The organism is Paenibacillus sp. J22TS3 (assembly GCF_018403205.1).
Classification (GTDB): Bacteria; Bacillota; Bacilli; order Paenibacillales; family Paenibacillaceae; genus Fontibacillus; species Fontibacillus tuaregi.
This window is the reverse complement of the sequence record NZ_BOSF01000006.1, coordinates 90,877-116,167: the sequence shown is the minus strand read 5'-3', so window position 1 is coordinate 116,167 and position 25,291 is coordinate 90,877. Positions and strand designations below refer to the sequence as shown.

Sequence of the window (25,291 nt, the reverse complement as noted above, 5' to 3'; positions counted from 1 at the left end):
CTAATCCTATATGCAGATTCATGTTATTGATTAGGCTGTTGGAGAGTAAGTCGGGATTCAAATTGAGGTAAGGAGAGATTCAATTGAACAAGAAAACCTGGGGCCTGCTCCTGCTGATCTGTCTGATTGTGATGACCGCGGCAGGCTGCGGAGCTTCGAAACAAACGGATAATGCGGACACCAGCGCCGGCAAGACCGCAACATCCACCGAACCGGCCAAGCAGAAAAACATCAAGGTGGTTCTGGACTGGACCCCCAATACGAACCATACAGGGCTCTATGTTGCCAAAGAGCTCGGTTACTATAAGGATGCTGGACTAAATGTGGACATTATTCAGCCGGGAAGCGGCTCTGCGGATAATATGGTTGCTTCGGGCGCGGCGGAGTTCGGTGTCAGCTATCAGGAGAGCATTACCCAGGCCCGAACGCAAAATGTGCCTCTGGTCTCCCTGGCGGCTGTGATTCAGCACAATACGTCCGGCTTTGCGGCACCCGTTGACCGCAAGATCAAGTCACCGAAGGATTTTGAAGGCAAAAAATACGGCGGCTGGGGTTCACCAGTAGAACAAGCCGTGATGAAGTCCATTATGGAGCTTCAAGGTGCCGACGTCAGCAAGGTAACCAACATCAACATGGGGGATGCTGACTATTTCACCGCCGTGAAGCGGGATATCGACTTCGCCTGGATTTATTACGCCTGGACCGGAATTGAAGCCCAGCTTCGCGGGGAACCGCTCGACATGCTCTATGTTAAAGACTACTCCGAGAAGCTTGATTACTACACTCCGGTGATTGCCTCCAGCGAGAAAGTGATCTCTGGGGATCCGGAAATGGTTAAGGCGTTCATGAGTGCCACTTCAAAAGGATATCAATATGCGATTGACCATCCGGAGGAAGCTGCCAAGATTCTGCTGAAGGCCGCGCCGGACTTGGATGAGAAGCTGGTCATGGCCAGCCAGAAATGGCTCAGCCCCCGCTATAAGGATGATGCGCCGCGCTGGGGAGAGCAGAAGGAATCTGTCTGGAAGAACTATTCCGACTGGATGTATGAGCACAAGCTGCTCGACAAGCCGCTTGAGGTAAGCAAGGCCTATACGAACGATTATCTGCCCGCAGCCAAATAAATAACCAGGAAGGAAGATTACAATGGCAAATACACTGCTCAGTGTTCAGATTATTCCGAAGACTCCAGGCGGTGAAGACGTGATCCCCTATGTGGACCGGGCGATTGAAGTCATTCAAGCCTCCGGTGTGAAACATCAGGTTAACGCCTTGGAGACGACGATGGAAGGGGAGCTTGACGAGCTGCTGGATATCGTTAAGAAAATGAATGAGGCTGTTATCGAGTTCGGCAGCCCAAGCATTATTTCCCAGATCAAGATTCTATACACGCCGGAAGGAGCGAGTATGGATAAGCTGACGGAGAAATACCGTCCGTGAGATCATGGTTTAGAACTGTATGGCCGCCCCTTGTGGCGGTCATCTTGTTTATCATCGTCTGGCAGGCGGCGGTCTCCACGCTTGGCATTGACAAATGGCTGCTCCCGGCTCCTTCCGACATCGCCAGAGAAGCGGCCGTGAATCCCGAAAATCTGTGGGTGAAGACGGTGTCCACACTCCAGCTGACGGTTCTAGGGCTGGTCATTGGCGTGGCGGTTGGTCTGATTCTTGCTTTTGTCCTTCATTTCATTCCGTTATTGAAATCAGCCTTCTATCCCCTGATTATTCTCAGCCAGAACATTCCCACCATTGCGCTGGCTCCGCTGCTTGTTGTATGGTTCGGCTTCGGCCTCACCCCGAAGCTGATTATCATCACTCTGGTCTGCTTCTTCCCGGTGGCGGTGGCCGCCATAGACGGCCTGTCCAGAACAGACCATATTATGCTGAATTACATGCGCATGATTGGCGCAAGCCGGGGACAGATTTTCCGCAAGCTGGAACTGCCCTACGCGCTTCCCTCCATCCTGTCCGGGATTAAGATTGCTTCCACTTATAGTGTCATGGGAGCGATTATTGCTGAATGGATTGGGAGCGGCACAGGCATTGGCCAGTATCTGATGATGCAGAAGTCATCCTTCAGGACAGACCGGATCTTTGTGGCCATTATGATCATCGTCCTGATGAGTCTCCTGATGTTCACGCTGATCGTTCTGCTGGAGAAATGGCTGATCCGTTACAAACCCGACCAAACAAATAAATAAGGAGTTATGAAGATGAGCGATGTCACAATCCAAGAAGGAAGCCCAGACACTCCCGCGCTGGAAATCCGGGGCATCTACAAAAGCTTCCGGGAACGCAAACAGCAGCTCCCCGTTCTCCAAGATGTCTCGCTGTCCGTGGCTCCGGGTGAGTTCGTATCTATCGTGGGGCCTTCCGGCAGCGGCAAGAGCACCTTATTCCATATTGTCGGAGGTCTTGCGAAGCCCGACCAAGGGCAAATTCTGCTGCAAGGGGCCGATGTTACCGGTAGCAAAGGGCATATCAGCTATGTGCCGCAGCAGCCTGCGCTCTTCCCGTGGCGGACGATCGAGGACAATGTGATTCTTGCGCTTGAAGTTGCCGGCGTACCGCTGAAGGAAGCCCGCCAGGAGGCGAAGAAGTGGCTCATCCGGGCCGGTCTCGGCGGCTTCGAGCAGGCTTACCCGCACAAGCTGTCCGGCGGCATGCAGCAGCGGGCCTCCTTCCTGCGGGGACTGCTCAGCCGCCAGGAAGTGATGTGCCTGGACGAGCCGTTCAGCGCGCTGGATGCCTTGACCCGCAGCGATATGCAGCACTGGTTGCTGGATATGTGGGAGGAGAACAAACGCTCCGTCCTGTTCATCACCCATAACATTGAAGAGGCTCTTCTGCTGTCCGATACGGTATATTTGTTCTCCAGCCGGCCGGCCTCCGTCCTGCATTCGGTGAAGGTTCCCTTCCCCCGGCCGCGCCGGGAGGAGCTGATCGAGGACCCGGCCTTCAACCGGCTCAAGCGGGAACTGACCGGCTACATGCGGGAAGAGCAGCGCAAGATGCGCGAAGGGAGCGTAGGGTGATGCAGCCTCTAATCGATGCCCATATTCACCTGGATTTATATGAAGAGCCCGACCGGAAAAGACTGCTCAGCGAGCTTGCGACGAGTGGTATTGAATCCGTTATCGCGGTATCCATGCACCTGGAATCGTGCCGGGAGAACGAGGCCCTTGCGAGGCAGTATCCAGGCGTAGCCCGCCCTGCGTACGGCCATCATCCCGAGCAGCCGGTTCCTGCCGAAGGCGACATCCGCAAGCTGCTGGCCTGGATGGAAGAACGCGCAGGCGACATGACCGCTGTCGGCGAAATCGGCCTCCCCTATTATTCCCGCCTGGAGGCGTTGGAACGCGGGGAGACCTTCGAGCTTGAGCCATACATCCGGCTGCTGGACAGCCTGCTTGCTTTTGCCGCCCGGCATGGGAAGCCGGTAGTGCTCCATGCCGTATATGAAGACGCCGACCTCGTCTGCGATCTTCTGGAGAAGCATGGCATCAGCAAAGCGCATTTCCACTGGTTCAAGGGCGCTTCCCATACCGTCAAACGTATGGCGGACGCAGGCTATTACATTTCGTTCACCCCCGATCTCCTGTATGAGAAGGAGATTAATGAGCTAGCCAGGGTCTATCCCCGCCATCTCGTGATGGCTGAGACCGACGGGCCGTGGCCGTTCGAGGGACCGTTCCAAGGGCGGATCACCCACCCGGCTATGACCCGGGATGTTGCTGCTGCCTACGGAGCTATCCATGGACTGACTGCGGAAGAAGCAGAGCTGCTGCTGTATGAGAACACCCGCCGGTTTTACGGATAGCACTTCCCGTATTCGCTGTGGCAACTTCATCAACGTTGTCTGGACATTACATAGAAGCCGGTATTCACATTCCCATTTAAGTTGAACCTGAGAATTACCAGTAGGCAAGCGTGTGAAATGATTCTGGAGAAGCGGAGTGTTCGTCTTTATGATCGGAAGAACATTTCGCACGGCTGTCACACTTGTAATTCAATAGTTCAACTTATTCGGCTTCTTTTCAGTCCTGGCCATCTCCGATTTATACACAGTGTAAGATTCCGTTTATATCCAGTTTAAAAAAGTGCCGAATAATACGGGATATCTAATAAGATATACCTGATCTAGGAGGCGCAAATATGAGATTATTTGAGATGATTCTCTTGCTGTGTACCGCTTCTTCCATCATAATCTACTTCTTTGGCAAAACAAGGCTATCCATCAAAGCTCTTTCGGGCTGGGTATCATTGGCCATACTTGCAGTCCATCTTCTTACCGAAGGCTATCGTTGGCCTTTGCTTCCCCTATATTTCATCGTTCTGCTCTTCTCGGCCTTGTCCTTATACCAATACTATAAAAAGCCCCCTCTTAAAAAGAGGCGGCCTGTTCATACGGCATTAATCAGCAGCATTTTAGCCGCCGTTCTCTTTATATCCGGTGGTTTAATGGTGCTGTTCCCTTTCTTCCAGCTTCCCGAGCCGACCGGGCAGCTAAGTGTCGGCACACAGACGCTCCATCTGATTGATAAATCCAGGCAGGAAATTTTTGCGGCCGACAGAAATCCAAACCGAAAAAGAGAGCTGATGGTCCAGCTGTGGTACCCGGCCGAAGCAGTCTCTGGTGACCCGGCGCCTTTCATATCCAGCGGGTCCAAAATGATCAAGGCCGTTGCGCAGAGCATAGGCATGCCAGCTTTTTTACTTAATCACCTGAATTATATTCCTTCAAATTCTTACAAGGATGCGGCCATCGCAAAGATTAACAGCACCTACCCGCTCGTTATTCTAAATCACGGCTTCAGCTCATCCCGGGTGTACCAGACTTCATATGCCGAGAACCTGGCCAGCCACGGGTATATCGTCGCATCCATCGACCATACCTATAGTACGGCGGCAACCGTATTTCCGGATGGAAGAACAACATATACGGACACTTCGCAGGATATGCTGGATACTTCGGACACTTATAGGGACAAGCTGGGAGGAGAATGGACCAAGGACATTCTTTTTACGCTGGATCAACTAGAGAAGATGAATAAAGGCACCGTACCAAGCATTTTCAAGGGAAAAATCGATCTGAATCATGTGGGGGTATTCGGACATTCTCTTGGAGGAGCAGCCTCCTATGATGCTGCCTATGACCCCCGTATCAAGGCGGGAATGGATCTCGATGGTTCGCTATTCAATTACCGGAACAAACATGGTTTCAACAAGCCGTTTATGTTTATGATGTCGGATCAGGGCTTCAACATGTACAAAAGGGTGATCGACAAGCAATATTTCTCCGATCAGGAACTAAAGGAACTGGACACAACCCCTGAGCAGTACAAGCGGGATGTGGACAATATGAAGGCGATGTTCAAACATTATCAGCATGTCGTTCGGCAGGGAGGCGAAGTGGTCTATGTGCAGGGCACCAAGCACAACAATTTTATGGATCAGCAGCTGTTCTCCCCGTTGATTACGCGGCTGCTAGGGATTACAGGAAGCATCGACGGCGAGCGGTCCATCGAGATTGTGAACCGTTATGTTCTGGATTTCTTCGATAAACATCTGAAGAACGCAGGGGGATATCTGGTGACCGGGCCTAACCCCAATTATAGGGAAGTTAAATTCATTTCATCCACCTTCAGCAAATTGAACCAGACCTGATCAGTCAAACAGCTCCCGCATCATTTTGTCCTTATTGTTCAGAAATTCCTTCATGATAACATAATGATCCGTCTCCTCCAGGGCCCGGACTTCCATTCCTTCCGCCGTCAGGTTATAAATGATGGAGTCCGGATAGGCCATCAGAATTGGAGAATGCGTGGAAATAATAAACTGGGAATGGTTCTGTACCAGTTCATGAATCCGTGCCAGCATGGCCATCTGCCGCAGCGGGGACAGCGCAGCTTCAGGCTCGTCCAGAATATATAGCCCGCGTCCCCCAAACCGGTGGGTGAAGGCGGAAAAAAACGATTCCCCATGGGACTGCTCATGCAGGGACTTCCCTCCATAGGAATCCCGGATGGGCGGACTATTACCTTCTTCTCTGTCCAGCTCATCCATGTTCGTCGCTAGGTTGTAATAGCTCTCCGCACGGAAAAAGAACCCGTCCTTCGGCTTATTCCTCCCACGTACGAGACGGATATATTCATGCAGCGGGGAATGGGTAGCCTGGGTAGTGAAGTTAAAGTTCTTTGTTCCCCCCTCGGGATTGAATCCGCAGGCTACCGCCACCGCCTCCATCAAGGTGGATTTGCCCATTCCGTTCTCCCCCACAATATATGTCACTTTAGGATGAAGCTCCAAGCTGCTTAACGTTCTGACAGCCCCTAGATTGAACGGATACACCTGATTTGTGGGAATCTGGTCTCTAAGCAGCTCCACCCTCCTCACATACGCATCCGCTTCATAAATGCTCATCCTTAATCACTCCCGCTGTATTTTGTCAGCCAGTTTTCACGCCACCCAGAGAAATCCTGCCCACTTACCTCTTCTAAGGTCCGGCCATCTAGGCTATAGAGTGCATTTCCAGTAGGTTTATCAGATTCACCCTGGCTTTCTGCTGCGATGTATCCTCCAACAATCTTATCCCTGACAATTAACAGTGCCGCTGTCAACATCTCCCCAGACTTAAGCTGAAACTTACGCTCCTGTTCCGGGCTGCTTACGATGTATCGCCTGATGATGACCTCGTTACCGACATACTCTGCGGGGTCCGCCTTTTGCAGCCCCCAGATCATCATCTGCGGTTGCTGAGCCAACTGCTTCCGGGACAGTTTATACTTATAGTCGTTGCCGAGCCGATCCTTAACCGCATAACCCCAATCCGCCAAATAAGCCTGGTCCTTCTCTGGTATAGAGATAGATGCAGCACTTGGACTATCACTGCACCCAAACAGCGGCAATGTGATGAACAGAAGCACGAGGCTGATTTTTAATAAATTCATTATTTCCCTCTCTGTGCGAAAGGTTGATAGAACCCTCGGGATTAAAAGCTGCCCCAGGATAGGGTCCCCCCTATTATAGCGCGAATGAATTCGAATTTACATTATGTTCCAATGACAAAAAAGAACAGACAAAAAAAGGACCGGAGCCCTCGCTCACGATCCCATTTGTTCATATAACAGTATTCTGCTCCGCCGTTTCTCCAGCCGGCGCTGGGCTGTCTTGTTATACAAGAATTGAATCACATAATATGAGATAACCCCAAGCACCGCCCCGAAAATGCTCATACCGATCAGAATATGAAGCCCCCCGTGCAGAATATCCCTTACAGCCGTGAAATCCCCCTTGAAAATATCCACCAGCGAAGCCTCATGGATGACGCCTTTATTATGCCGCGGCCCATGAATCGGATACACCCAGGAGCCAAGCTTCCGTGCAAAGGGCATCAGCAGGATGGGGAGAAACGTCAGCTTCCCGATCACATTACCGATAATTGCAGCTGGGACCGAGCCGCCTGCAAGCTTAACTACAGGGTAAAAAATCAGATACACCAGACAAGCCGAAGAGATGACAATCATCTCTAAAGCGAATCCGATCGAAAATCCGAGAGATACTTTTTTGACGCCGCCGGGTGTACGAAGCAGCTTAAGGAAATTCAGCTTGAAAGCCCGGTATATTTTATTGAGAATTTGCTTCTTATTTGATGTCATCTTATTCATGGCAGACTCCTTCTGTCCATAACCCTTATGGAGATAATAAAGATTATACCATAGAAGAAGCAGCACTTCCTATCCGGTGGATTACAGTTCTGTCATAAGAGCGGCAGCATCCCCGAAGGCCCCGCGTTATAGCTGCCCCCATAACAAAACCCGGCCTCAGCCGGATATTCCGGTGCTGAAGCCGGGCTTATATTATGAGGCCAGCCCGCTCACTCAAGCCTCAAACACGATTTCCCCATTCATCATTGTAAAAATCACCTTAAGCCCCCGCAGGTCCTCTTCGGGTACTTCCAGCGGATTTCGATCAAGCACAGCGATGTCGGCATATTTGCCCGCCGCAAGACTGCCCGCTTTGTCTTCCAGGCCATGATGATAAGCGGCATGAAGTGTCCAGGCCTTCAGCACATCCTTCACAGGCATGCCGTTCTCCTTGAACCATCCGCCGTCAGGCGAACCATCCGGGAACAACCGGGCAGATACCGCATACAGCGAATCAGGAATGCTCGGATACATCAGCGGCAGATCAGTGCCCATCGTTACCCGGACACCTGCCCGCTGCATCGATCCGTAATTGTAAAACAGTCCTTCCCGGTCCTCCCCCGCAAACTCTCTCATATAAGAGCTGTCATGAGAATCGTTCATCAGCAGGATTTGCGAGTAGACTTCCGCTATGATGTCCTGCTCGGCCATCCGCTTCAAGTCATCCGGATGGCTGAGCTCCAGATTGGCGATGGAGTGTCGGAGCTTCCAGCCGGACTGCTGCCTGCATGCCTCCAGAATCGACACCGCTTTACGCACAGCGGCATCCCCTTCAGCATGAATGCATACCTTGAAACCGCGGCGGTCCGCCTCCAGTGCAGCATCCTGGATTTTTCCGTAATCAACCGGCTTCAGATTGGTTGTATCCGTGCGGTTCGTATATGGTTCAAGCAGGTCTCCGGTGAACGCTGAAATAATCCCGTCAGTCATCAGCTTATATCCCTCGAACCGTATGAAGTCCCCTTGATATTTCTGGGACGCTGTTTCGCCAAAGTCAAAATCAACAGGCCGCGCGTTCGGCTGGGAGGAGAAATGAACCCGCAGTTTTAGATTTCCCTCAGCCTCCAGCTCTTCAAGCACATCCAGCATGCCCAGATAATCATCAAAGGCGATGTCCCGGATTGAGGTAATTCCCCGGCTGGCCAACTCCCGGCTGAATTCAGTGAATTTGCCCTTGATAAAGTCCTTGCGGCGAACCAGCTCCTGAAGCAGCTCCGCCACAGCCTCCGGATTGCAGGCTTCCGGCGAGAAGTGGTACTTCTCCATCGCCCGTGTATTCATCCAGCAGTAATCCCGGTCTGCGTTGAACAGCATAACGGCACGGTCTGGATACCGCTCATCCAGAACCTCGGAAGCCGGCTGCTGCACCCAGTCTGAGGCGTCCCAGCCATGGCCATACAAATCCGCACCTGCCTCGTGACGCCCGGATTCCTGCTCAAGCATGTCCAGCGCTTCCTGAACAGAACCGCAGGCAGACAAGTCAACACCAAGCGTAGTTAACACACTGCCGGTGAAGAACGTATGATTATCATGGAATCCGGCCGTGATCAGACCGTCCTCGAAATCCCTGACGACCGTGTCCGGGCCGACCCAGGCTCCCCGGTCTTCCTTCTGTCCCACTGCTGTGATAAGCCCTTCCTTCACCGCCACAAATCCTGGAATAACCGCGTCATCTTCACCGGTGAATATATGGTTCGAGATTAGAACAAAATCCGCATAAATTGAAGTTTCCATAACCGTGTCAGCTCCTTATTAGAATATGAACCCGGCCACCAGGAATGCGGCGGCAGACAAGACCATCGCGATAATCGCATACGGCAGCGTAGACATGCCGTGCTTGTACAGATCAATTTTGCCTGATGCTGAAACGACAATTCCCGCATCCGAGTAGAAGCACGCGTTACTGCCCCAGATCCCAGCTGAGATCAGAGCGCCCAGCGTCAGATATACATTTGCACCGGTTGCCGTACACAGCGGAATGATAATCGGGATCGCCATAATGTACAGCGCCCAGTTCAGAGAGACGAGGAATTCGGTCACCGCGAACACGGCAAAGATAATAAATGGCAGCAGATGTGCCGATACCATCGTTCCGGTTATGCCCACAATGTATTTAGTAAAGCCAATCTCATCTACAGAGCTGCTCACGACAAACGAAATTACCAGCAGGATAATAAGCATGAGCATATCCTTCATGCCTACCATCATCGTATCAATATACTCCTCGGCATTGAAGATGCCCTGGGCGATAAACACGATGGCGGTAACCACGACTGTTGTAATAAGTCCAAGCTGAATATTCATGTCGAAATAAATCGTGGAAGCAATCAGCACAATGATCGGAATGAAGAAGTTAATGATTCTTGCCGGCTTCTTCCCGGCTGCGGGAGCTTCAGGACTCCCTTCGGCATCTGCCGCCTCCACAGAGCTGTCGGTTTCTCCTGCTGCCTCAGGGGATACAGATCCGCCTGCCGCAACACGCTCATAAGCCTTCTTCATAGGTCCAAATTTCGGAATAACCCCAATGATAACAAGCAGCGTAAGGATAATGATCAAGATCGGATAGAACAGAAACGGTACGATCTTCATATATTCAGCCATGCCCTGGTCCGGCGCGGCAAACTTGTTGGCTACGAGCAGACCTGCCACGAAGATCGACCAGGAGCCAATCGGATGCAGCGTACAGGGTGGTACGGCTGTGGTTCTCAGCACCAACGCGTTCATTTCACGCGGCGTCTTGAACTTGTCGTTAACCGGGGTCATACAGGTGCCCACGGTGAGAGCGCTTAAATAATCATCGATAGAAAGAACAAGGGTCATCAAATACGTAATAAACAGGCCCATCTTGCTGCCTTTAGCCTTCTTCGAGGCCCACTCGCCAAATGCCGCCGCAACACCGCTTCGCTCAAAGATCGCGATCAGACATCCGAACAGCAGAAATATAATAATCAGCGACAGATTATCAGGGTCCTTTAGCTGGTCAACCAGTTTGTCATTATAGACGGTCAGCGTCTGTGCTTTATATTTCATAAACACAGCCATAATGCTGCCCCAGAGAAATCCCTCAAGAATCTTCCGCGTTGTAAGCACGAATAAGAACATCAGAACCGGAGGAATCAGAGTCCAGGCTCCGTAAGTTTCCGCACCTTTCGGCGCAAACAAGCCTACGATGATAAATACAATCAGAATTGCCAAATATACAACCGCATTTTTATTGAAAGCGAGCCTTCTCGTCTTGGAATTGTCCATCATATGCGCCCCTTTTGGCCGGTATAAATTCGTTTATTGATAAGATTGCCCGTATCCGAAGGAACCTTGGACCAGACAGGTCTGAGCGGCGAATTTCGAAGCCTTCCGCAGGCCTTCACGAATCACTTCTTCTCCCGGAAAACCGGCGCGTGTCCAACCGTTAGCTGCCAGATGCACCAGGAAAGCGGTTACAAAAGCATCTCCGGCTCCCATAGTATCCACGGGTACCACATAATCAACGCTGCCTTCATAGAAGCGGCTGCCATCATAGAATAGGGAGCCCTTCGATCCTCGTGTCACCAGTGCGGCTCTGGCTCCAAATCCAGTCACTTTCTTAAGCATATCCTCAATCTGCTCTGTACTTAGGCCGCTGCAGGACAACAGGGCGAAGTCGATATGTGGACACACCCGGCTCAGGTATTCATCCGAATGAAACTGATCCTCATCCGAGAAATCAAAGGATACTACGGCATCTAGAGTCCGCAGCTTCGGAAGCTCCGATTCAAGCCGGGAGAAGCAGCTGGAGTGAATGAGCTTGAACTGGCTCAAATAACTGAGAAAATGCCCATCCAGCTCAATCGGCTGCTCGGTCGATATGCCTCCTTCATTCCAGTCCACGAAGACCCGGTCCCCATCCTTCAAATTCACCTGGCAATACCCGCTTACCCCTTCCCGGCTAATACAAGCCGAAGTGTCGATTTCCAAATCGCGCAGAGCATCCTGGATTACTTTCGCCGCGGTGTCTCTTCCGAAGACACCCAGATAAGCCGAGTCAATTCCAAGCTGTTTGGCGTAAACGGCAAAGTTCACCGCATTGCCTCCGGGATATAACGTTTTGGTATGCAGATACTGATCTACCACGTTATCTCCAAATCCGATCACCCGCATGTCTATTCCCCTTTCTGTCTACCTCTTTCTTTCTACCTCCATTCGGGAACAGGGGGTGGACCGTCATGCTGCCGATAAGGACGGAAGCTCCCGCTGTTCCCCTTGGAGTGTGCAGTTCATTATTTACGAATTGATCTTAATATTCCACAGTACGATAGTATCTTCTGGTGCTCAGCGGATGATTGCGCTTGGCTTCCAGCTGGACACTCACTCTTTCGAACAAGGAAGCAATAATGAGCGGCGACAAGTATTGGCGGAATTCCTCTCCGATCCCCTTAAGCTCATAGTCTTTGGTATCAAATATTGAAAGCTTCTCCGTATATTTCTCCGCAAACCGTTTCACCCGGTCCATCAGCGGACGGCTCTCATCTTCACCAGTCATCAGAATGATGCTGGTATCCTTCTCCACCAGTTCAAGCGTGCCGTGGAAGAATTCAGCCGCATGGATCGACTTGGTGTGGATCCACTGCATTTCCTCCAGCACACACATGGCATAGGAATAAGTCTCTCCATATACGCTGCCGGAACCAACAAGCATATGATACTTCTCGTCTTTATACTGCTCAGCGAAAGCCTCTGCCTTCTTCTCTGTAGCCGCCTTCACATCAAGCAGCACTCTTGGCATGGTCTGAAGCTGATCCGCGAACTGCGGGTACTGAGGGAAGTCCCCATTCTTATGCATCAGAGCAAACACTAACAGATAGAGCTGAAGATAGATGGAATCGGAAGCGGTATCATTTTCCGAATAGTTAACAAGCTTGTAATCGGACAGATCCGCCAGCGGAGTGCCCAGCTCCCCAACAAGACCAATGGTTGTGGCGCCTTTCTCTTTGCAGAACTTGGCGGCGGCCACCGTCTCCTTCGTCGTTCCCGACAATGAGGACAGAATCACGATGGAATCCGGTCCGAACTGCTTGTGGTCATACAGGACGAACTCCGCTGCAATCTCGGCAAAAACAGGAATCGTAGATGTCGTCTTGATCATATATTCGAACGGGTACATGATGGCAATCGAACCACCTGATCCTATCAGGAAGATGTTCTTATATCCCTTCTTCGATACCTCATCCACAATCTGCTCAATTTGGCCTCTAAGCCCGACCGCCCCTTGAGTGACCTTCAAGAAATTCTCTTCGCTAAAGTTAAACATCCCAGCTGCCTCCTTTAAATAGATCAATCCATTCATAAAGATTACATGTAATCGCTTTAATGGTATATACCATATTTATTGGTATATACCATTTATGAATTTAGTATAGTACCTGTCTCCCGAAAAAGTCAATACTTTTCAGGTGATTGGTATATACCAATTTTTCGGATAAGGACTTACAGTGTCAATTCTGTGTAAAAACTCACGATATCGCCTCTAGTGGTGGACTGGGAGAATTCAATGCTCCGGCCTTCTGTATCATAGGCTACGGTCTCTAGCAGCAGGCAGGCGCTTTCATTCTGAATCTTCAGCAGTCTGCTCTCCATCTCGTCGCTGATGGAAATCCGGGTGTACTGCGTGGCCTTGTGCAGCCTGATGGAATAAACATCCTCCAGCACTTTGTACAGGGATACGTTCTCGTTCATATAATCCTCAATCCCCCGGCAGTAACGATAGGGAATTTGCGACAGCTCAATTGCAACGGGAATGCCGTCGGCCAGACGAAGTCTTTTTAAGGAAAATAACTCCTCGCCCTCTTCGACATCCAGCATCTTGGCCACAGACGGCTTGGCTCTCTCCACCTTCATGAACAGAGTCTCCGTGGTTGGCTTCATCCCCAGATCAAGCATGGATTTGGAGAAGCTGTTGAAGGTGAAGTCCATCTGAATCTTACGGTTCGAGACAAAAGTCCCCGCCCCTACAATGCGCTCAACGAACCCTTCACGTTCCAGCAAGGATAAGGCATGTCTTGCCGTCATGCGGCTGACCTTGTGCTGCTCTGCAAGGTCCCGCTCCGAGGGCAGCTTATCCCCCTGATTCAGCCTTCCACTCTCAATATCCTCAACAATCATCTCTTTCAACTGTCTGTAAAATGGGATATTCTCTTCTGTCTCATAACTTTTCATTGTACCTACCTCGATATCCGCGGTTTTGAAAGTCAGCTTTCATTATATGAAGGATTTGAAAAGATTGTCAATTCAAAGAAGCGGGCCTGGCGGCACCGCTTCTCCTGCTTATTTCAGTTCAAAGCCCTTCTTCTGCAGGAACTCCCGCATATGCAGACGCAGCGGCTGGGTCATCTTCTCGGCCATCAGCTCGGACCAGGCCGTGTCCTTTTGGCCTCCAGTCCGCTCGCGGAGATAGCGGATCATCGTCTCATCATAGATGCCGACCTGCTCAGCCGTCTTCTCGGCATCATAACCGTCCCAGTGGAGTACCGCCGACACTGGAAGACGCGGACGAAGTCCTGGCTCCTGGTCGGGATACCCCAGGCACATGCCGAACACCGGATAGACCAGATCCGGCAGGCCGAGCAGCTCGGACACTTCCGCAATCTTATTGCGGACCCCGCCGATGTATACAATGCCAAGGCCCAGCGACTCTGCCGCTACAGCCGCATTTTGTGCGGCCAGTGCCGTATCTACGGTAGCGATAATGAAATTCTCGGTAACATCCTCATAGGATTGCTGATCCGGACGATGTTTCTCTGCGGTATATTTCAAACGGTGCAGGTCCGCGCACCAGACCAGGAAGACCGGGCATTCCCGGATGTACGCTTGGTTACCCGCAAGCTCGGACAGCACTCTTTTACGCTCCGTATCCGTAACCGCAATCACACTGAAGGCCTGGACATTGCTTGAGCTGGATGCGGCTTGTCCGGCGCTGATAATCTGTACCACCATCTCTTTGGAAAGCGGCTGATCCTTATACTTCCGGATAGAACGGTGCCGCTTCAAGAGGGATATCGTTTCATTCATGTCATCTGCACACCCAATCCTTTAAATATAAACGCTACAGTCTGATCCGCTATCTCCAGCGGATTCATATCCGATTCGCCGATAATTGCGTCATAGTTGTACTCCCGCTTATGCGCAAGAGCTACTCCCATTACCATCAGCAGCGTGTAGCTCAGGGAGTCAAAGTGAAAGATTCCCTGATCTTTCCCTTTCTGAAGCAGCTCCTTGACCTTGGTCCACACCGGATTCAAATACTTGTTCACAATTGCCTTACGCGGCGAATTCATGGTCATCTCCTGCTGAATGATAAAGCTGAGTTCCTTGTCATACACACAGCTGAAGTTCACGGTTTCTTCAATGATCGTACGCAGTCCGACCACCGGATCGCTCAGTTGGTCCTCTAACTCGGGTATCATATTACCAGAGAAGAAGTGCTGAAAAATCGCCTCAAACACCTTCTCCTTCCCGCCAAAATGATATGAAACGAGAGCCACATTCGCTCCCGCATCCTCACAGATCTGCCTTACCGTTGTGCCTTCAAAGCCCTGCTTGGCAAACAGCTTTCTGGCAGACAATAGAATTCTTGTTTTGATATCGTTATCCGCTTGGCTCATCACTTTAAGTCCCCTCGAATCATTCTTATCTTATTATGAGACTTTGAAACCTCCTTCGCAAGGCCGGTATGCAGGGAAAGCCTGCGTCTGGCCAGGCAATACGGCCAAGAAACACAGGCTAACAAATATAGGAGACACGACTCTATTCGGGCTTGCTGGAAAGCTTATACGGCTGGAACTGCAGGCTCCGCACTCAGCTCCTTATTTTGCTCCAGCTTCGGAGCCCGCTTCAGGGTAACTGCCAGCAGGCTGATTCCCACACTAACCAGGCTGATTACCAGAAGGGCCAGCACTTCAGGCCCAATAGCCGGCCCGCCAAATTGCAGGTTCATCAATCCCTCCACCGCATACGAGGCCGGTAGAAACTCTCCAATAGATTGGTACGTGCTGCTGAGAAGCTGACGGGGGACCATCGCTCCCGAGCTGACCAGCTGTACCGACAGCATCGTTACATTCACGAGCATACCAGCCATGCCAAACACAATCAGGAACATTTGGGCAAACAGCATGAAGGTCAGCACGAACACACCAAGGAACATCCACAAAGTCAGGAACCCGTGAGCAGCCTGCCCGCCAAGGGCCATAACCAGCGAAGAGCCAACCAGAGAGACAAACACAGCGGACAGCACGTTCAGCAAAAGGCGGGCTCCAAACAGCTTCCATTTGGAAGTGCCGGGCTTCATCATCATTACGCCCTGCTGCACATTCATACCCATAATCATAGCCCCTACAAATGAGGCCAGCACGAGCATCATAGGAACCATCTGATTGTTCATACCGCTTACGGGATTCGTAAAATTAATCTGCGATTCTACGCGGCTTGTTAGCGCCGCTGAAGCCTGACCCGCCTGCTCGGCGGGCATTCTAAGCTGCTCCAGCACTGCCTGAGTTCCCTTGGCAGCGGCTCCTGCATTTACCGATGCTGTAATGGAATTCGCCGCACTCTGCATGGCGCCCTTTACCGTAACCGGGTTGGATTCATTGATGGTGTATTTCAGCTCGGCTTTCTTGCCCGGTGTCTGAAGCTCAGCACTGAAATGCTCCGGTACAGTCACCACCATCTGGACTTCACGGCGGTCCAGACGATCAGCAGCCTGCACACCATCCATCTCCACAATACGGAAAGGAAGCTTGCCTTCCAGCTGTTTCTCCAGCGACTGGCCGAATGCCCCATCCTGATTTACAAAAGCGATTTTGAAATCCTTAACCCGCTCATTAACCCCGTCATATCCAGTCATCCAGACCAGGCAGAAAATAATCTGGAACGACAGCGCCATCACGATGCCCACGATCGTTTGGGGCTTCTTGAGTAAATCCTTGAAAGTTTGCAGCATAAATTGACTCTCTCCCTCTACTCCACATAAATTTGATTTGATTAAAATAAATGATTTAGTTTCTATTTAATCTAATGTTTAAATCATATGTTTTAATCATTCATTTAAAACAACTGTTTAAAATATAGAGCAGATTTCGACTGCTGTCAAATCTTTTTTTTCTGTTATATGGGCAAAAACGTACACTCGGAACCTTAATTCCCTCCGAAAAGCAAAAAAAGCCGCGGAACTAAGGGGGAGCCCCGTCCGAAGCTTTCATTCTTCTATTAATCGCATTTATTTGCATATGTATCAGGCTTCTTGTTGCCCTAGAGCTAATTTCAAGAGAACCTAAGTTGGATCTCTGTTTTACCCGATCGCCTCCATGAATTGAACCGCCAGGTACACCGCAACCGCCCATATAATCACTGCCGACACTTTATTAATCACCTTAAGAATTTTTCCGGCCCGGTCCAGACTTCCCACCCAGCGTCCTGCCAGAGCCAATGCGGAGAACCAGATCCAGGATAAACCAATGCATCCAAGGGTAAAGCCCCACTTTGCCTGTCCCTCATACCCCAGGGCGTTCGTACCGATGACACCGATTGTATCCATGATCGCATGAGGATTGAGCAGAGATACAGACACCGCGAACAGGATTTGCTTTCGGGCAGGAAGCCTTTCTTCACGGGAAGCCGAAGGACTAGGCTCGCTCTTCCATATGGACCATCCCATGTACACCAGGAACATGACCCCGGCCGCGAACAGCAGCAGCTTCAGCCAAGCCACAGACAACAGGAGCAAAGACACACCGAACACGGAGAGCAGGATCAACAGAGTGTCGCACAGGGAGGCGGCCACAACCACAGGCAGGGCCAACGGCCACCTGGCGGCTGCAGCCCCCTGGTTAAATACAAACACATTCTGCACGCCAAGCGGCAGGATCAACCCCAAAGCCAAAATAATTCCGTGAATAACCGCTTCAATCACTTTTTTGTTCCTCCAATACTTAAGCTGAGAGCAAACCCTCACACAAGATCTAGTTGACAGCCGTCATGCAATGCCACACCGCCTGGCACTATACATGTCCGGGTATGTCCCCCATCTGCTCCACATTGTACCCTTTCTTGCTGATCCTGCCTCCATCCATTTGGATGGAACATATACCAACCAAATTGTATACTGGATGTAACAAGACCAGGCTCAAGAACCCACGATAATAAAACGTAAGGGGATGAGCGCACCAGACTCATCAGAAATGGAGGGCATAACATGCAGTCAAATCCGTGGAAACCAAACCGCCAGTCCGAGCTCCCGCTTCATGTGCAGATTGAACGGCATATCCGGGAGAAAATCGCCGGTGGCGAGTGGCCCGCGGGCACGAAGCTGCCGTCCCAGCGCCGCCTCGCGGATGCCTTTGGCGTCAATCGCAGCACCGTGGTTACGGCGCTGGACGAGCTGGCCGCCTCCGGGCTGCTTGAAGGCAACCGCGGCGGTGGCACGCGGGTGGTGAGCGGGGCTTGGGGCGTTCTGGCTGCGGCGAAGTCGCCGGATTGGAACGCCTACGTGCGCTCCGGCAGCCACCGCCCGAACCTGCCGGCGGTGCAGGAGATCAACCGGGCAGAATTTCTGCCCGGGATCATCCGCCTCGGCACGGGCGAGCTGTCGCCAGAGCTGCTGCCGCAGGCCGGGATGCAGCGCCTGCTGCGCACGATGGCGCGGCGCACCAGCCCGAGCCTCGGCTACGGCGAGCCCGGGGGCGACCCGCAGCTGCGGGAGCTGCTCTCCGCGCGGCTTCGGGGGCTCGGCATTCAAGCCTCGCCCCGCTCCATCCTGATCGTCTCGGGCGCCCTGCAGGCTCTGCAGCTCATCTCCATCGGGCTCATGCCACCTGGCTCGTCCGTCCTGCTTGAGCGTCCATCCTACTTGTACTCCGTCCCCGTCTTCCAATCGGCAGGCATAAAGCTGCGCGGAATTCCTATGGACGCCGAGGGAATACGCACCGAGCTGATTGCTCCCTATGCCAAAACTTCCGGCGGAGCTCTGCTCTACACGATCCCTTCGTTCCATAATCCCACAGGGCTCGTGATGAGCAAGCAGCGCCGAAGCAAGCTGCTTGAGGCCTGTGCCGAGATCAGTCTTCCGGTGCTCGAGGATGATGTGTACAGGGACCTGTGGCTGGACACACCTCCGCCATCGCCGCTCAAGGCCCTCGATGACAAAGGTTTGGTCCTCTATATGGGGAGCCTGTCCAAAACGGTAAGTCCCGGCCTGCGTATCGGCTGGATCGCCGGACCCGAGCCTGTAATCGACAGGCTGGCGGACTTAAAGATGCTGACGGATTACGGCTCCAGCCAGCTCTCCCAGTGGGCTGCGAGAGAATGGCTCGCCAGCGGCATGCACGAAGAGCATCTGGATAAGCTTAGAAGGAAGCTCACCCAGCGCCGGGATGCGGCAGCGGCTCTTTTGCATAAGCATTTTCAGGGACTTGCGCAGTGGCATCTTCCCGCCGGGGGGTTCTATATTTGGATGAGGCTAATTGAGCCAGTAGCGCCAAGGGTTCTGTTCGAAGAAGCCCTCCGACAAGGGCTGCTTCTGAATCCTGGTTACCTGTATGATCCGGAGGCGGCGGACTGTCTCCGGCTGTCCTATGCCTATGCCTCACCGGAAGAGCTGAAGCAGGGTATCCCTATTCTGGCTGATCTTGTTCGTCATTTAAGCGGACAAGCTATGTAAATAAGTTTAACTATTGATTTAAAGGTAGGGCAGCCATATGAAAATGTTTCATCCGATCGCTGCTGCTACCAGATGTACAAGGGTGGAAGTTCAGTTACAAAGGCGAATGCTTCGCGTCTCCCGAATCATTTCATCCTCTTGTCTATTGGGAATCCTTAAGTTCAGCTTATATAACCAAAGAACGCCAAAGGAAGATCACCATCATTAATCAGGAAGCTTGTCAACAGTCTGTTCCTAGACTGGCAGTCGCTAATCCTCGTTCCCTGAACGTCTTTAGCGCCACCGTCAATCGCCGCCAGCTTCTTACATTCCCTCAATAATGAGATGACTTCATAGGAATCGGGAGAGGCATGACACCGCAGGCCTAAACCAAGCGACCTTACAAAAAAACCTTCAAATCCGCCTGCTGGCTTGATTTAAAGGTCATTTTTTATCCGTATTCAGGTGTATTTAATTATTCTGGCACGGAACAACATCTTCCGGCTCAGACTCTACTGCTCACCGGCTGCCCATCAACGGTATTCAGCCTTTCCGCAAGAGTCCAATCTGGTTAGAACAGATCGGCTCCGGCGCCTATATTTCCAAGTCCATACTGCTGCGGCAGCAATGAAGCCATAGAAGACCAAGTTAGATATCCCCAGAAACACAGCCGTGGACAACGTAAATACCAACACCGTTCTGACAGCCGCCTCAAGCAGCAGTATAACGCCCCAAACCGCGGTCATCATGTTAAAAACACGCCGGATCTCCCGATGCTGAAAACCGGCCTCATACCGCGCCGCCGTATCAGGAGACACAAAGCGCCGGGCCAACCCGTAGATCAGAGGCTTGCGGAATAAAAGAGACAGCAGAAAGACCGCTCCTACAGCTCCGGTCACGAAGGAACCGCGGATTAACAGCAGATGCTCGTCCCCACCCAGCAGCGCAAGAAGAGCTGCAAGAACGAATGATCCAAACATCAGCGCGCCAAAGGTGTCCAAGCGTCGATTACGGAACAGATAGATCACATTTTCAATCAGAGGCAGAAAAGCGGCCACAGAAAGAGCCGTAAAGCTGGAATAACGGCTGGACAAGATGAGATAGACCATCCAAGGCAATACGGCATTCAGCAGAAGTGTAAACAGCAGTTGCGGCCCCCATGACCGCCAAGCGGAAGCAGGATTCATTCATTCACCCGGATTCGTCAGAAATCTTACTCCTGTCATTATATCCAGGTCCCTGCCGCCAAGCTAAACAATTATTGTAAGGTCCGGAACAATAGGGCAAATACATCCTTGGCGTCCAAGGAGGCCGCCCCTTCCCCCGCCACCACATTCTGGACGCGGAGCCCGTACCCGAAGATCATGAACATGCTGGCCATCTTGGCGGCATCGATGCCTGCGGGAATAGCTCCTGCCTGCTGGCCGGTCAGAATCCAGCGCTCAGCTGTTTTGAGGGAGAATTCATAAACGTCCCGCAGAATTTCAGAGACTTTGGGATTATCCGCCTGGCTCAGCAAATAGGTAAAGATCGTGTTCGTCACGTTCTCCTTATCCGTACTTTCCATCATTCCCTTTGTAATCGAGAGGATCGGGGTTCTGGCATCCCGTTCTCCCGCTTCCGACACCGCCTCCTCAAACTGAAGATTCATCGACTCCATCTTGGATTTTAAAATCAGACCGAACAGTTCATCCTTGCCGGATACGTAGTGATAAATCGCCCCCTTGGACAATCCGGAGCGCTCAATAATATCCTGAAGGGTTGTCTTTCGGCAGCCCTTCTCCCGGATCAGTTCCTCTGACGCGGAAAGAATAAGCTGAAAGCTGCTGTTCGGTGGTGTAGACTCGTTCATACAGATGACCCCCATAGAATTGGATGAATCAGAAGCGGTGACCGCGGTTAATGTAATTCTTCTCCTGCCGGCTTATACCTGCAGCCTGCTGGAATTCATCCGGATATTTGATAATAAGATAAGCTGCTCTTCCCAGCATAATGCCGGAGAGTGAGAACAGATAAGGAACAAACATATAACTTCCCGTTAGTTTCACTGGAATATGAAACAGCTCCGTAAATCCGTATTTAATGACCAGCCTCAGCGGAATAGACAACAGCCAGATGCCCAGGGTCACCACGGAGCCCTGCGTCATCCAGACTCCCCCTTGCTCAAACACTCTTACAAATCTTCCTTGGTACAGGCCAACAGCTGCTCCCAGTCCGAGACCGATCAGTAGTGAGGCAGTTTCACCCACGCCAACCGAGAGTTTGGCGGCTAAATATCCGCCGTATAAGGCAAGGATCAGGGGAACTGTAACTATGCGGGCCGACACAGGCCGGGGGGCAAGCTGTCTTTTGCCCATAATGATCAGAACCAGAAGTGCAATCCAAACATAATCCATCGAATTTATCTCTCCTTTATTGTATACCAACGGTCGGTTTGATTAAAGGGCAGGTATCTGATCTTCCTGTATTTGTCCCTGCCGGCGTACAACCCTGCGATAGCTTATATACATATACAGCCTCCAGAGGAAGGTGAGCAGCACCAGAACTCCAACGTACTCCGCAAGCATCAATTCAATATCAGGTCGATGCTGCGCATCCAGAATCGGATGACTGTGGAAGACCCGGTCACGGACTGTGTAACGAATGTAAGGCAGTGTGAACAGAAAGATATAAAACAACACATTCGACTGAAAGCGGACGGTGCCATCCGGGAGCGCCTTGAACCGGGTGGTCACAATATACGGCAGTGCAAGCAGTACGCCGAATCCTAAGGTCCATACCAACTGCTGTATGGTTCCACGTTCAATCATCCGGTAGACAATCCAAGGCACGGGGGCAAACAACAACCAGTCTCCAAACAACAGCTTGAGACCTCTGCCTTGAACCGGTCTTCTGGTTTGTAAAAACTGCTTCAGCGTCATCCAGATAATTAACGCCCATACCGCATATCCTATTAAATCCCATTGCTGCTGTGTCATATTTGTCATCTCTCCTTGTTTATCGTATTGTTCTTCAAACCAAACTCCATACCGACCAGCGGTTTGTCTGAGTCGGATTATAACTTTTTTATTCCTTTTCTGCATGGAATGCCGAACTATTGGGTAACATCATCTACCCTATGCCCTAACTTTTGCCTTCCGTTCTTGTACAAGCTGAAGCGGCGCCCCTCTCCCTCCCCACAATCTTCTAAGATTATCCGCCGGAGTTAAAACTCCATTCTTCCCATAAAATGCGTGAGTGATCAGCACAACCACAGTCAGCAGGACCAACTGCTGAGCTAGCTTGACCATGTCATCCAATGGATGGGTCTCGGGAGATATTTCTCTCTAGATGAAAGGCACCAGACCGACGGTCGGTTCCTGATTTGATCTTACGATACCGACCGTCGGTCTGTCAACAATTAAATTCTAATCTCTCTTTTCTACTTTGCACACCTCTCCCTCTTAACCGGCCCGGCCTGCTTCAAAATCAGCAAATGCAGCACTCAAGTCGTCCAAACTGAATCTGTCTTCTAGCATACAATGCAGTATATTCCAAGAAGGAGTTGATAGATTAAATGGCACAGATATTGGCTTATGGTACAAACGTTCCTACTCCAATTACGGATGGCGCGGCAATTACGATTCCGCTGACCCCTGCCGGCCAAGGGATCTCCCTGGTAAGAATCACTGTTCCTCCAGTAGCAAATAACCGTGTGGAGTTGGTGGCCACTGTTGGTTTCCGTGGTGATACGGGAACAGGAAGCGTACTTTTCCGTATCTTCCGTGATGGTCGTGAAATCTACTACGCACGGCAAGGCTTTGAAGCCGGATTCGAAAAATACTATTTGACCACACAGCAAGCCATCGATAGCAATGTTGCGGCAGGAACTCATGACTATGTTCTTTCCGTTGAGCTTCTGAACGCTGGCACAGCGGCTACGGTCATCGGCCCGATCACCTTCAGTGCTCTGGCTATTGAGCCTTAATCGCTCTTAGTTTGAAATCTGATGACAGGTGGTTCAGTGAATCACCGCCCTTGCAACAATAAGAAGAAGAGGAGCCTTGACATAGGGCTCCTCTTCTTCCATTTCAAGATTCCAGCTTCAACCCAAACTTCCCAGCTTCAACGAGTAACCTCGTTTTGCTTACCGAAGCTGCTTACGGCTTCAGGGGTAAGCATTACGCTTTTTCAATACCTTAGACTACATCGTAGCCTTGATCCTCAATCGCTTCCTTCAGCTTATCCACGGATACCTTGCTTTCATCGTAATTGACATCAACTGTCCCGGAGGCCAGGTTGACCTTACCTGAAGCGCCTGCCTCTTGAAGCGCTCCTTCCACTGCTTTTACGCAGTGCTCACAAGACATACCTTTTACATTTAGAGTAATGCTTGACATACCAATTCCTCCTCCTGGGTTATTTCATCAGCTTATTCACCGTAACCAGCAGTTCATCCATAACTTCCGTCTCTCCGGCCTGAATCCGCTCGATTACACAGCTCTTCAGATGCCCCTCAAGCAGCAGACGTCCCACACTGTTCAGCGCCGATTGGATCGCCGCGATTTGGTTCAGGATATCATCACAGTAAACATCCTTCTCTATCATTCCCTTAACTCCGCGGATTTGCCCTTCAACACGGTTCAGGCGGGTAATCAAATTACTCTTCGTCTTCTCAGAATGGTGGCTTTGGCGGGTATGGTCGCCAGCTGCACAACAGTGGTCTTCAACTACCGGATTCTCTTGTTCTGGCATAGTCCCTCACCCTTCATATCAGGTTTGTAAGCTTATTTTATCATACCCCCTAGGGGTATTCAAGCGGCATCTCCGCTTACCGTGAGTATGCCATTCGTTCTGTCTCCAGTCAATGCCAAAAGGACGCCTGGTTCAAATCAGAAATTGAACGGGCGTCCTGGTCTTTTATATCTATTTATAAATTACAATAATTCCTTGCGTAATTGCTCAGGCGACTTCGGTGACAGCAGACCGAACGGAATATCAAACACCGTTAAGGCTCCGGTCTGTCCAGCCTTGGACAGTTTATAAGCCGCACGGGCATACGCTACGAGCACGCTCGCCGTAAACTCTGGATTGCTGTCCAGTTTAAGTCCGAACTCAATGATCTGTGTGCTGCTCTCTCCGGTCCGCCCGCTGCGCAGCACAGTGCCGCCGTGCGGCATGGCCGAGTGGTTCGCCTTCAACTCTTCCTCGGAAATAAAGTTAACCGTGGTATCATAATCAGAGAAGTAGTTCGGCATTTCTTTGATTTCCCGCTCGATCCGGGCAAGATCGGCTCCCTCTTCTGCAACGATATAACATTCGCGCAAGTGCTTGTCCCGTGTGGCCAATTCCGGATTCTCCCCGTTACGAACACGCTGAACCGCCGATTCCACAGGAATCGTATACTGCACACCGTTCTTCACACCCTCTACCCGGCGGATCGCATCGGAATGACCTTGGCTTACGCCCTTGCCCCAGAAAGTGTATTCCTTCCCTTCAGGAAGAATAGCCTCAGCAAGAAGACGGTTCAAGGAGAACAGACCCGGGTCCCAGCCTGTTGAGATGACGCTGATCTTGCCACCCTGACGGGCTGCTTTATCTACGCTTGCGTAATATTCCGGAATTTTGGCGTGGGTATCAAAGCTGTCGACTGTATTGAAGAGCGCCGCGAGCTCTGGGCCTTGCTCAGGCAGGTCCGTTGCAGACCCTCCACACAGCAGAAGCACATCAATCTCACCTTGGTAATTCTTGATTTCAGACATATGTACAGCCTTCACACTGGCCTTGACGCTCCCTGGATCTCTTCGGGAAAAGACTGCTTTAAGCTCAAAATCTGGATTTTGACGCAGAGCCATTTCTACACCGCGCCCCAGGTTTCCGTATCCTACAATTCCAACTCTGATAGTGTCTGACAAGTTTTGTAGCCTCCTTATTTATTAAG

General features: G+C 51.2%; 27 protein-coding genes. 8 read left to right on the top strand and 19 right to left on the bottom strand.

All coding sequences use genetic code 11. The features are described 5' to 3' along the window. Nucleotides 1-131 precede the first annotated feature (131 nt). The 6 genes from KJS63_RS18840 to KJS63_RS18815 all read left to right on the top strand — a co-directional run bounded on the left by KJS63_RS18840 (nucleotide 132) and on the right by KJS63_RS18815 (nucleotide 5,667). A complete protein-coding gene (locus tag KJS63_RS18840; protein WP_213620713.1) occupies nucleotides 132-1,124 on the top strand; it encodes an ABC transporter substrate-binding protein in 993 nt (330 codons plus the stop codon). A gap of 22 nt (nucleotides 1,125-1,146) precedes the next feature. After that, nucleotides 1,147-1,440 carry a thiamine-binding protein gene (locus KJS63_RS18835; protein ID WP_068613814.1) on the top strand — a complete coding sequence of 98 codons (294 nt, stop codon included), beginning with the start codon at nucleotides 1,147-1,149 and terminating at the stop codon, nucleotides 1,438-1,440. Next, nucleotides 1,437-2,201, top strand: a complete 765-nt coding sequence (locus KJS63_RS18830) for an ABC transporter permease (RefSeq protein WP_213620550.1) — start codon at nucleotides 1,437-1,439, stop codon at nucleotides 2,199-2,201. The genes KJS63_RS18835 and KJS63_RS18830 overlap by 4 nt, the downstream gene beginning before the upstream one ends. A 12-nt stretch (nucleotides 2,202-2,213) precedes the next feature. Further along, a complete protein-coding gene (locus KJS63_RS18825) occupies nucleotides 2,214-3,035 on the top strand; it encodes an ABC transporter ATP-binding protein (protein WP_244862677.1) in 822 nt (273 codons plus the stop codon). Next, on the top strand, nucleotides 3,035-3,820 hold the full coding sequence (locus tag KJS63_RS18820; protein WP_213620548.1) for a TatD family hydrolase: 786 nt from the start codon (nucleotides 3,035-3,037) through the stop codon (nucleotides 3,818-3,820). Before KJS63_RS18825 ends, KJS63_RS18820 begins: the two co-directional genes overlap by 1 nt. A 335-nt stretch (nucleotides 3,821-4,155) precedes the next feature. Next, the gene (locus KJS63_RS18815; protein WP_213620547.1) at nucleotides 4,156-5,667 is read left to right on the top strand and encodes an alpha/beta hydrolase family protein; all 1,512 of its coding nucleotides are present in this window, start codon (nucleotides 4,156-4,158) and stop codon (nucleotides 5,665-5,667) included. Here the strand turns inward: KJS63_RS18815 and KJS63_RS18810 are convergent, their stop codons facing one another. The 12 genes from KJS63_RS18810 to KJS63_RS18755 all read right to left on the bottom strand — a co-directional run bounded on the left by KJS63_RS18810 (nucleotide 5,668) and on the right by KJS63_RS18755 (nucleotide 17,646). Continuing rightward, nucleotides 5,668-6,423, bottom strand: coding sequence for an AAA family ATPase (locus tag KJS63_RS18810; RefSeq protein WP_213620546.1), 756 nt, complete (start codon nucleotides 6,421-6,423; stop codon nucleotides 5,668-5,670). Nucleotides 6,424-6,425: 2 nt separating this feature from the next. Next, the gene (locus KJS63_RS18805) at nucleotides 6,426-6,950 is read right to left on the bottom strand and encodes a hypothetical protein (RefSeq protein WP_213620545.1); all 525 of its coding nucleotides are present in this window, start codon (nucleotides 6,948-6,950) and stop codon (nucleotides 6,426-6,428) included. 153 nt (nucleotides 6,951-7,103) lie between these two features. After that, nucleotides 7,104-7,667 carry a DUF2062 domain-containing protein gene (locus tag KJS63_RS18800; RefSeq protein WP_374706299.1) on the bottom strand — a complete coding sequence of 188 codons (564 nt, stop codon included), beginning with the start codon at nucleotides 7,665-7,667 and terminating at the stop codon, nucleotides 7,104-7,106. A gap of 213 nt (nucleotides 7,668-7,880) precedes the next feature. After that, a complete protein-coding gene (locus tag KJS63_RS18795; protein WP_213620544.1) occupies nucleotides 7,881-9,440 on the bottom strand; it encodes an amidohydrolase in 1,560 nt (519 codons plus the stop codon). 18 nt (nucleotides 9,441-9,458) lie between these two features. Next, a complete protein-coding gene (locus tag KJS63_RS18790; protein ID WP_213620543.1) occupies nucleotides 9,459-10,958 on the bottom strand; it encodes a Na+/H+ antiporter NhaC family protein in 1,500 nt (499 codons plus the stop codon). A gap of 30 nt (nucleotides 10,959-10,988) precedes the next feature. Beyond that, nucleotides 10,989-11,843 carry a PfkB family carbohydrate kinase gene (locus KJS63_RS18785; RefSeq protein WP_213620542.1) on the bottom strand — a complete coding sequence of 285 codons (855 nt, stop codon included), beginning with the start codon at nucleotides 11,841-11,843 and terminating at the stop codon, nucleotides 10,989-10,991. Nucleotides 11,844-11,979: 136 nt separating this feature from the next. Further along, a complete protein-coding gene (locus tag KJS63_RS18780; protein WP_068613785.1) occupies nucleotides 11,980-12,993 on the bottom strand; it encodes an SIS domain-containing protein in 1,014 nt (337 codons plus the stop codon). 176 nt (nucleotides 12,994-13,169) lie between these two features. Next, nucleotides 13,170-13,898, bottom strand: coding sequence for a GntR family transcriptional regulator (locus KJS63_RS18775; RefSeq protein ID WP_213620541.1), 729 nt, complete (start codon nucleotides 13,896-13,898; stop codon nucleotides 13,170-13,172). A 108-nt stretch (nucleotides 13,899-14,006) separates the two neighbouring features. Continuing rightward, nucleotides 14,007-14,750, bottom strand: coding sequence for an oxygen-insensitive NADPH nitroreductase (gene nfsA / locus KJS63_RS18770; RefSeq protein ID WP_213620540.1), 744 nt, complete (start codon nucleotides 14,748-14,750; stop codon nucleotides 14,007-14,009). After that, nucleotides 14,747-15,343, bottom strand: a complete 597-nt coding sequence (locus tag KJS63_RS18765; RefSeq protein ID WP_213620539.1) for a TetR family transcriptional regulator — start codon at nucleotides 15,341-15,343, stop codon at nucleotides 14,747-14,749. The genes nfsA and KJS63_RS18765 overlap by 4 nt, the downstream gene beginning before the upstream one ends. Nucleotides 15,344-15,507: 164 nt before the next feature. After that, nucleotides 15,508-16,677 (bottom strand): YhgE/Pip domain-containing protein, encoded by a 1,170-nt coding sequence (locus KJS63_RS18760; RefSeq protein WP_213620538.1) that lies wholly within the window; start codon nucleotides 16,675-16,677, stop codon nucleotides 15,508-15,510. 348 nt (nucleotides 16,678-17,025) lie between these two features. Next, a complete protein-coding gene (locus KJS63_RS18755) occupies nucleotides 17,026-17,646 on the bottom strand; it encodes a LysE/ArgO family amino acid transporter (RefSeq protein WP_213620537.1) in 621 nt (206 codons plus the stop codon). Nucleotides 17,647-17,928: 282 nt separating this feature from the next. Between KJS63_RS18755 and KJS63_RS18750 the strand changes: the two genes are divergently transcribed. After that, nucleotides 17,929-19,392 (top strand): aminotransferase-like domain-containing protein, encoded by a 1,464-nt coding sequence (locus KJS63_RS18750; protein ID WP_213620536.1) that lies wholly within the window; start codon nucleotides 17,929-17,931, stop codon nucleotides 19,390-19,392. A gap of 512 nt (nucleotides 19,393-19,904) precedes the next feature. On the opposite strand, the gene KJS63_RS18745 is transcribed toward KJS63_RS18750, so the two are convergent. From KJS63_RS18745 to KJS63_RS18730, 4 genes are all read right to left on the bottom strand, one after another. Then, the gene (locus KJS63_RS18745; protein ID WP_213620535.1) at nucleotides 19,905-20,558 is read right to left on the bottom strand and encodes a VC0807 family protein; all 654 of its coding nucleotides are present in this window, start codon (nucleotides 20,556-20,558) and stop codon (nucleotides 19,905-19,907) included. A 71-nt stretch (nucleotides 20,559-20,629) separates the two neighbouring features. Continuing rightward, a complete protein-coding gene (locus KJS63_RS18740) occupies nucleotides 20,630-21,223 on the bottom strand; it encodes a TetR/AcrR family transcriptional regulator (RefSeq protein ID WP_213620534.1) in 594 nt (197 codons plus the stop codon). A 28-nt stretch (nucleotides 21,224-21,251) separates the two neighbouring features. Beyond that, nucleotides 21,252-21,767, bottom strand: a complete 516-nt coding sequence (locus KJS63_RS18735; RefSeq protein ID WP_213620533.1) for a hypothetical protein — start codon at nucleotides 21,765-21,767, stop codon at nucleotides 21,252-21,254. 42 nt (nucleotides 21,768-21,809) lie between these two features. Beyond that, the gene (locus KJS63_RS18730; RefSeq protein WP_213620532.1) at nucleotides 21,810-22,349 is read right to left on the bottom strand and encodes a CcdC protein domain-containing protein; all 540 of its coding nucleotides are present in this window, start codon (nucleotides 22,347-22,349) and stop codon (nucleotides 21,810-21,812) included. Between the two features lie 578 nt (nucleotides 22,350-22,927). Here KJS63_RS18730 and KJS63_RS18725 point away from each other — a divergent pair. Continuing rightward, nucleotides 22,928-23,338: an exosporium protein C gene (locus tag KJS63_RS18725; protein ID WP_213620531.1), complete on the top strand. Its 411-nt coding sequence runs from the start codon at nucleotides 22,928-22,930 to the stop codon at nucleotides 23,336-23,338. Between the two features lie 211 nt (nucleotides 23,339-23,549). On the opposite strand, the gene copZ is transcribed toward KJS63_RS18725, so the two are convergent. The 3 genes from copZ to KJS63_RS18710 all read right to left on the bottom strand — a co-directional run bounded on the left by copZ (nucleotide 23,550) and on the right by KJS63_RS18710 (nucleotide 25,265). Next, the gene (copZ, locus tag KJS63_RS18720) at nucleotides 23,550-23,750 is read right to left on the bottom strand and encodes a copper chaperone CopZ (RefSeq protein WP_068613754.1); all 201 of its coding nucleotides are present in this window, start codon (nucleotides 23,748-23,750) and stop codon (nucleotides 23,550-23,552) included. A gap of 19 nt (nucleotides 23,751-23,769) precedes the next feature. Continuing rightward, a complete protein-coding gene (locus KJS63_RS18715) occupies nucleotides 23,770-24,105 on the bottom strand; it encodes a metal-sensitive transcriptional regulator (RefSeq protein WP_213620530.1) in 336 nt (111 codons plus the stop codon). 182 nt (nucleotides 24,106-24,287) lie between these two features. Next, entirely contained in the window at nucleotides 24,288-25,265 is a 978-nt protein-coding gene (locus tag KJS63_RS18710; protein WP_213620529.1) for a diaminopimelate dehydrogenase, read from the bottom strand. Nucleotides 25,266-25,291: the final 26 nt, after the last annotated feature.

Excerpts from the sequence above, each read along its gene's own strand:
- KJS63_RS18820 (WP_213620548.1), top strand. The coding sequence starts at position 3,035 with ATGCAGCCTCTAATCGATGCCCATATTCACCTGGATTTATATGAAGAG.
- KJS63_RS18840 (WP_213620713.1), top strand. The coding sequence starts at position 132 with ATGACCGCGGCAGGCTGCGGAGCTTCGAAACAAACGGATAATGCGGAC.
- KJS63_RS18810 (WP_213620546.1), bottom strand. The coding sequence starts at position 6,423 with ATGAGCATTTATGAAGCGGATGCGTATGTGAGGAGGGTGGAGCTGCTT.
- KJS63_RS18715 (WP_213620530.1), bottom strand. The coding sequence starts at position 24,105 with ATGCCAGAACAAGAGAATCCGGTAGTTGAAGACCACTGTTGTGCAGCT.
- KJS63_RS18750 (WP_213620536.1), top strand. The coding sequence starts at position 17,929 with ATGCAGTCAAATCCGTGGAAACCAAACCGCCAGTCCGAGCTCCCGCTT.
- KJS63_RS18790 (WP_213620543.1), bottom strand. The coding sequence starts at position 10,958 with ATGATGGACAATTCCAAGACGAGAAGGCTCGCTTTCAATAAAAATGCG.
- KJS63_RS18730 (WP_213620532.1), bottom strand. The coding sequence starts at position 22,349 with ATGACACAGCAGCAATGGGATTTAATAGGATATGCGGTATGGGCGTTA.
- KJS63_RS18745 (WP_213620535.1), bottom strand. The coding sequence starts at position 20,558 with ATGAATCCTGCTTCCGCTTGGCGGTCATGGGGGCCGCAACTGCTGTTT.
- KJS63_RS18725 (WP_213620531.1), top strand. The coding sequence starts at position 22,928 with ATGGCACAGATATTGGCTTATGGTACAAACGTTCCTACTCCAATTACG.
- KJS63_RS18835 (WP_068613814.1), top strand. The coding sequence starts at position 1,147 with ATGGCAAATACACTGCTCAGTGTTCAGATTATTCCGAAGACTCCAGGC.
- KJS63_RS18785 (WP_213620542.1), bottom strand. The coding sequence starts at position 11,843 with ATGCGGGTGATCGGATTTGGAGATAACGTGGTAGATCAGTATCTGCAT.
- KJS63_RS18775 (WP_213620541.1), bottom strand. The coding sequence starts at position 13,898 with ATGAAAAGTTATGAGACAGAAGAGAATATCCCATTTTACAGACAGTTG.
- KJS63_RS18780 (WP_068613785.1), bottom strand. The coding sequence starts at position 12,993 with ATGTTTAACTTTAGCGAAGAGAATTTCTTGAAGGTCACTCAAGGGGCG.
- KJS63_RS18740 (WP_213620534.1), bottom strand. The coding sequence starts at position 21,223 with ATGAACGAGTCTACACCACCGAACAGCAGCTTTCAGCTTATTCTTTCC.
- KJS63_RS18735 (WP_213620533.1), bottom strand. The coding sequence starts at position 21,767 with ATGGATTATGTTTGGATTGCACTTCTGGTTCTGATCATTATGGGCAAA.
- KJS63_RS18800 (WP_374706299.1), bottom strand. The coding sequence starts at position 7,667 with ATGAATAAGATGACATCAAATAAGAAGCAAATTCTCAATAAAATATAC.
- copZ (WP_068613754.1), bottom strand. The coding sequence starts at position 23,750 with ATGTCAAGCATTACTCTAAATGTAAAAGGTATGTCTTGTGAGCACTGC.
- nfsA (WP_213620540.1), bottom strand. The coding sequence starts at position 14,750 with ATGAATGAAACGATATCCCTCTTGAAGCGGCACCGTTCTATCCGGAAG.
- KJS63_RS18760 (WP_213620538.1), bottom strand. The coding sequence starts at position 16,677 with ATGCTGCAAACTTTCAAGGATTTACTCAAGAAGCCCCAAACGATCGTG.
- KJS63_RS18765 (WP_213620539.1), bottom strand. The coding sequence starts at position 15,343 with ATGAGCCAAGCGGATAACGATATCAAAACAAGAATTCTATTGTCTGCC.
- KJS63_RS18825 (WP_244862677.1), top strand. The coding sequence starts at position 2,214 with ATGAGCGATGTCACAATCCAAGAAGGAAGCCCAGACACTCCCGCGCTG.
- KJS63_RS18815 (WP_213620547.1), top strand. The coding sequence starts at position 4,156 with ATGAGATTATTTGAGATGATTCTCTTGCTGTGTACCGCTTCTTCCATC.
- KJS63_RS18795 (WP_213620544.1), bottom strand. The coding sequence starts at position 9,440 with ATGGAAACTTCAATTTATGCGGATTTTGTTCTAATCTCGAACCATATA.
- KJS63_RS18805 (WP_213620545.1), bottom strand. The coding sequence starts at position 6,950 with ATGAATTTATTAAAAATCAGCCTCGTGCTTCTGTTCATCACATTGCCG.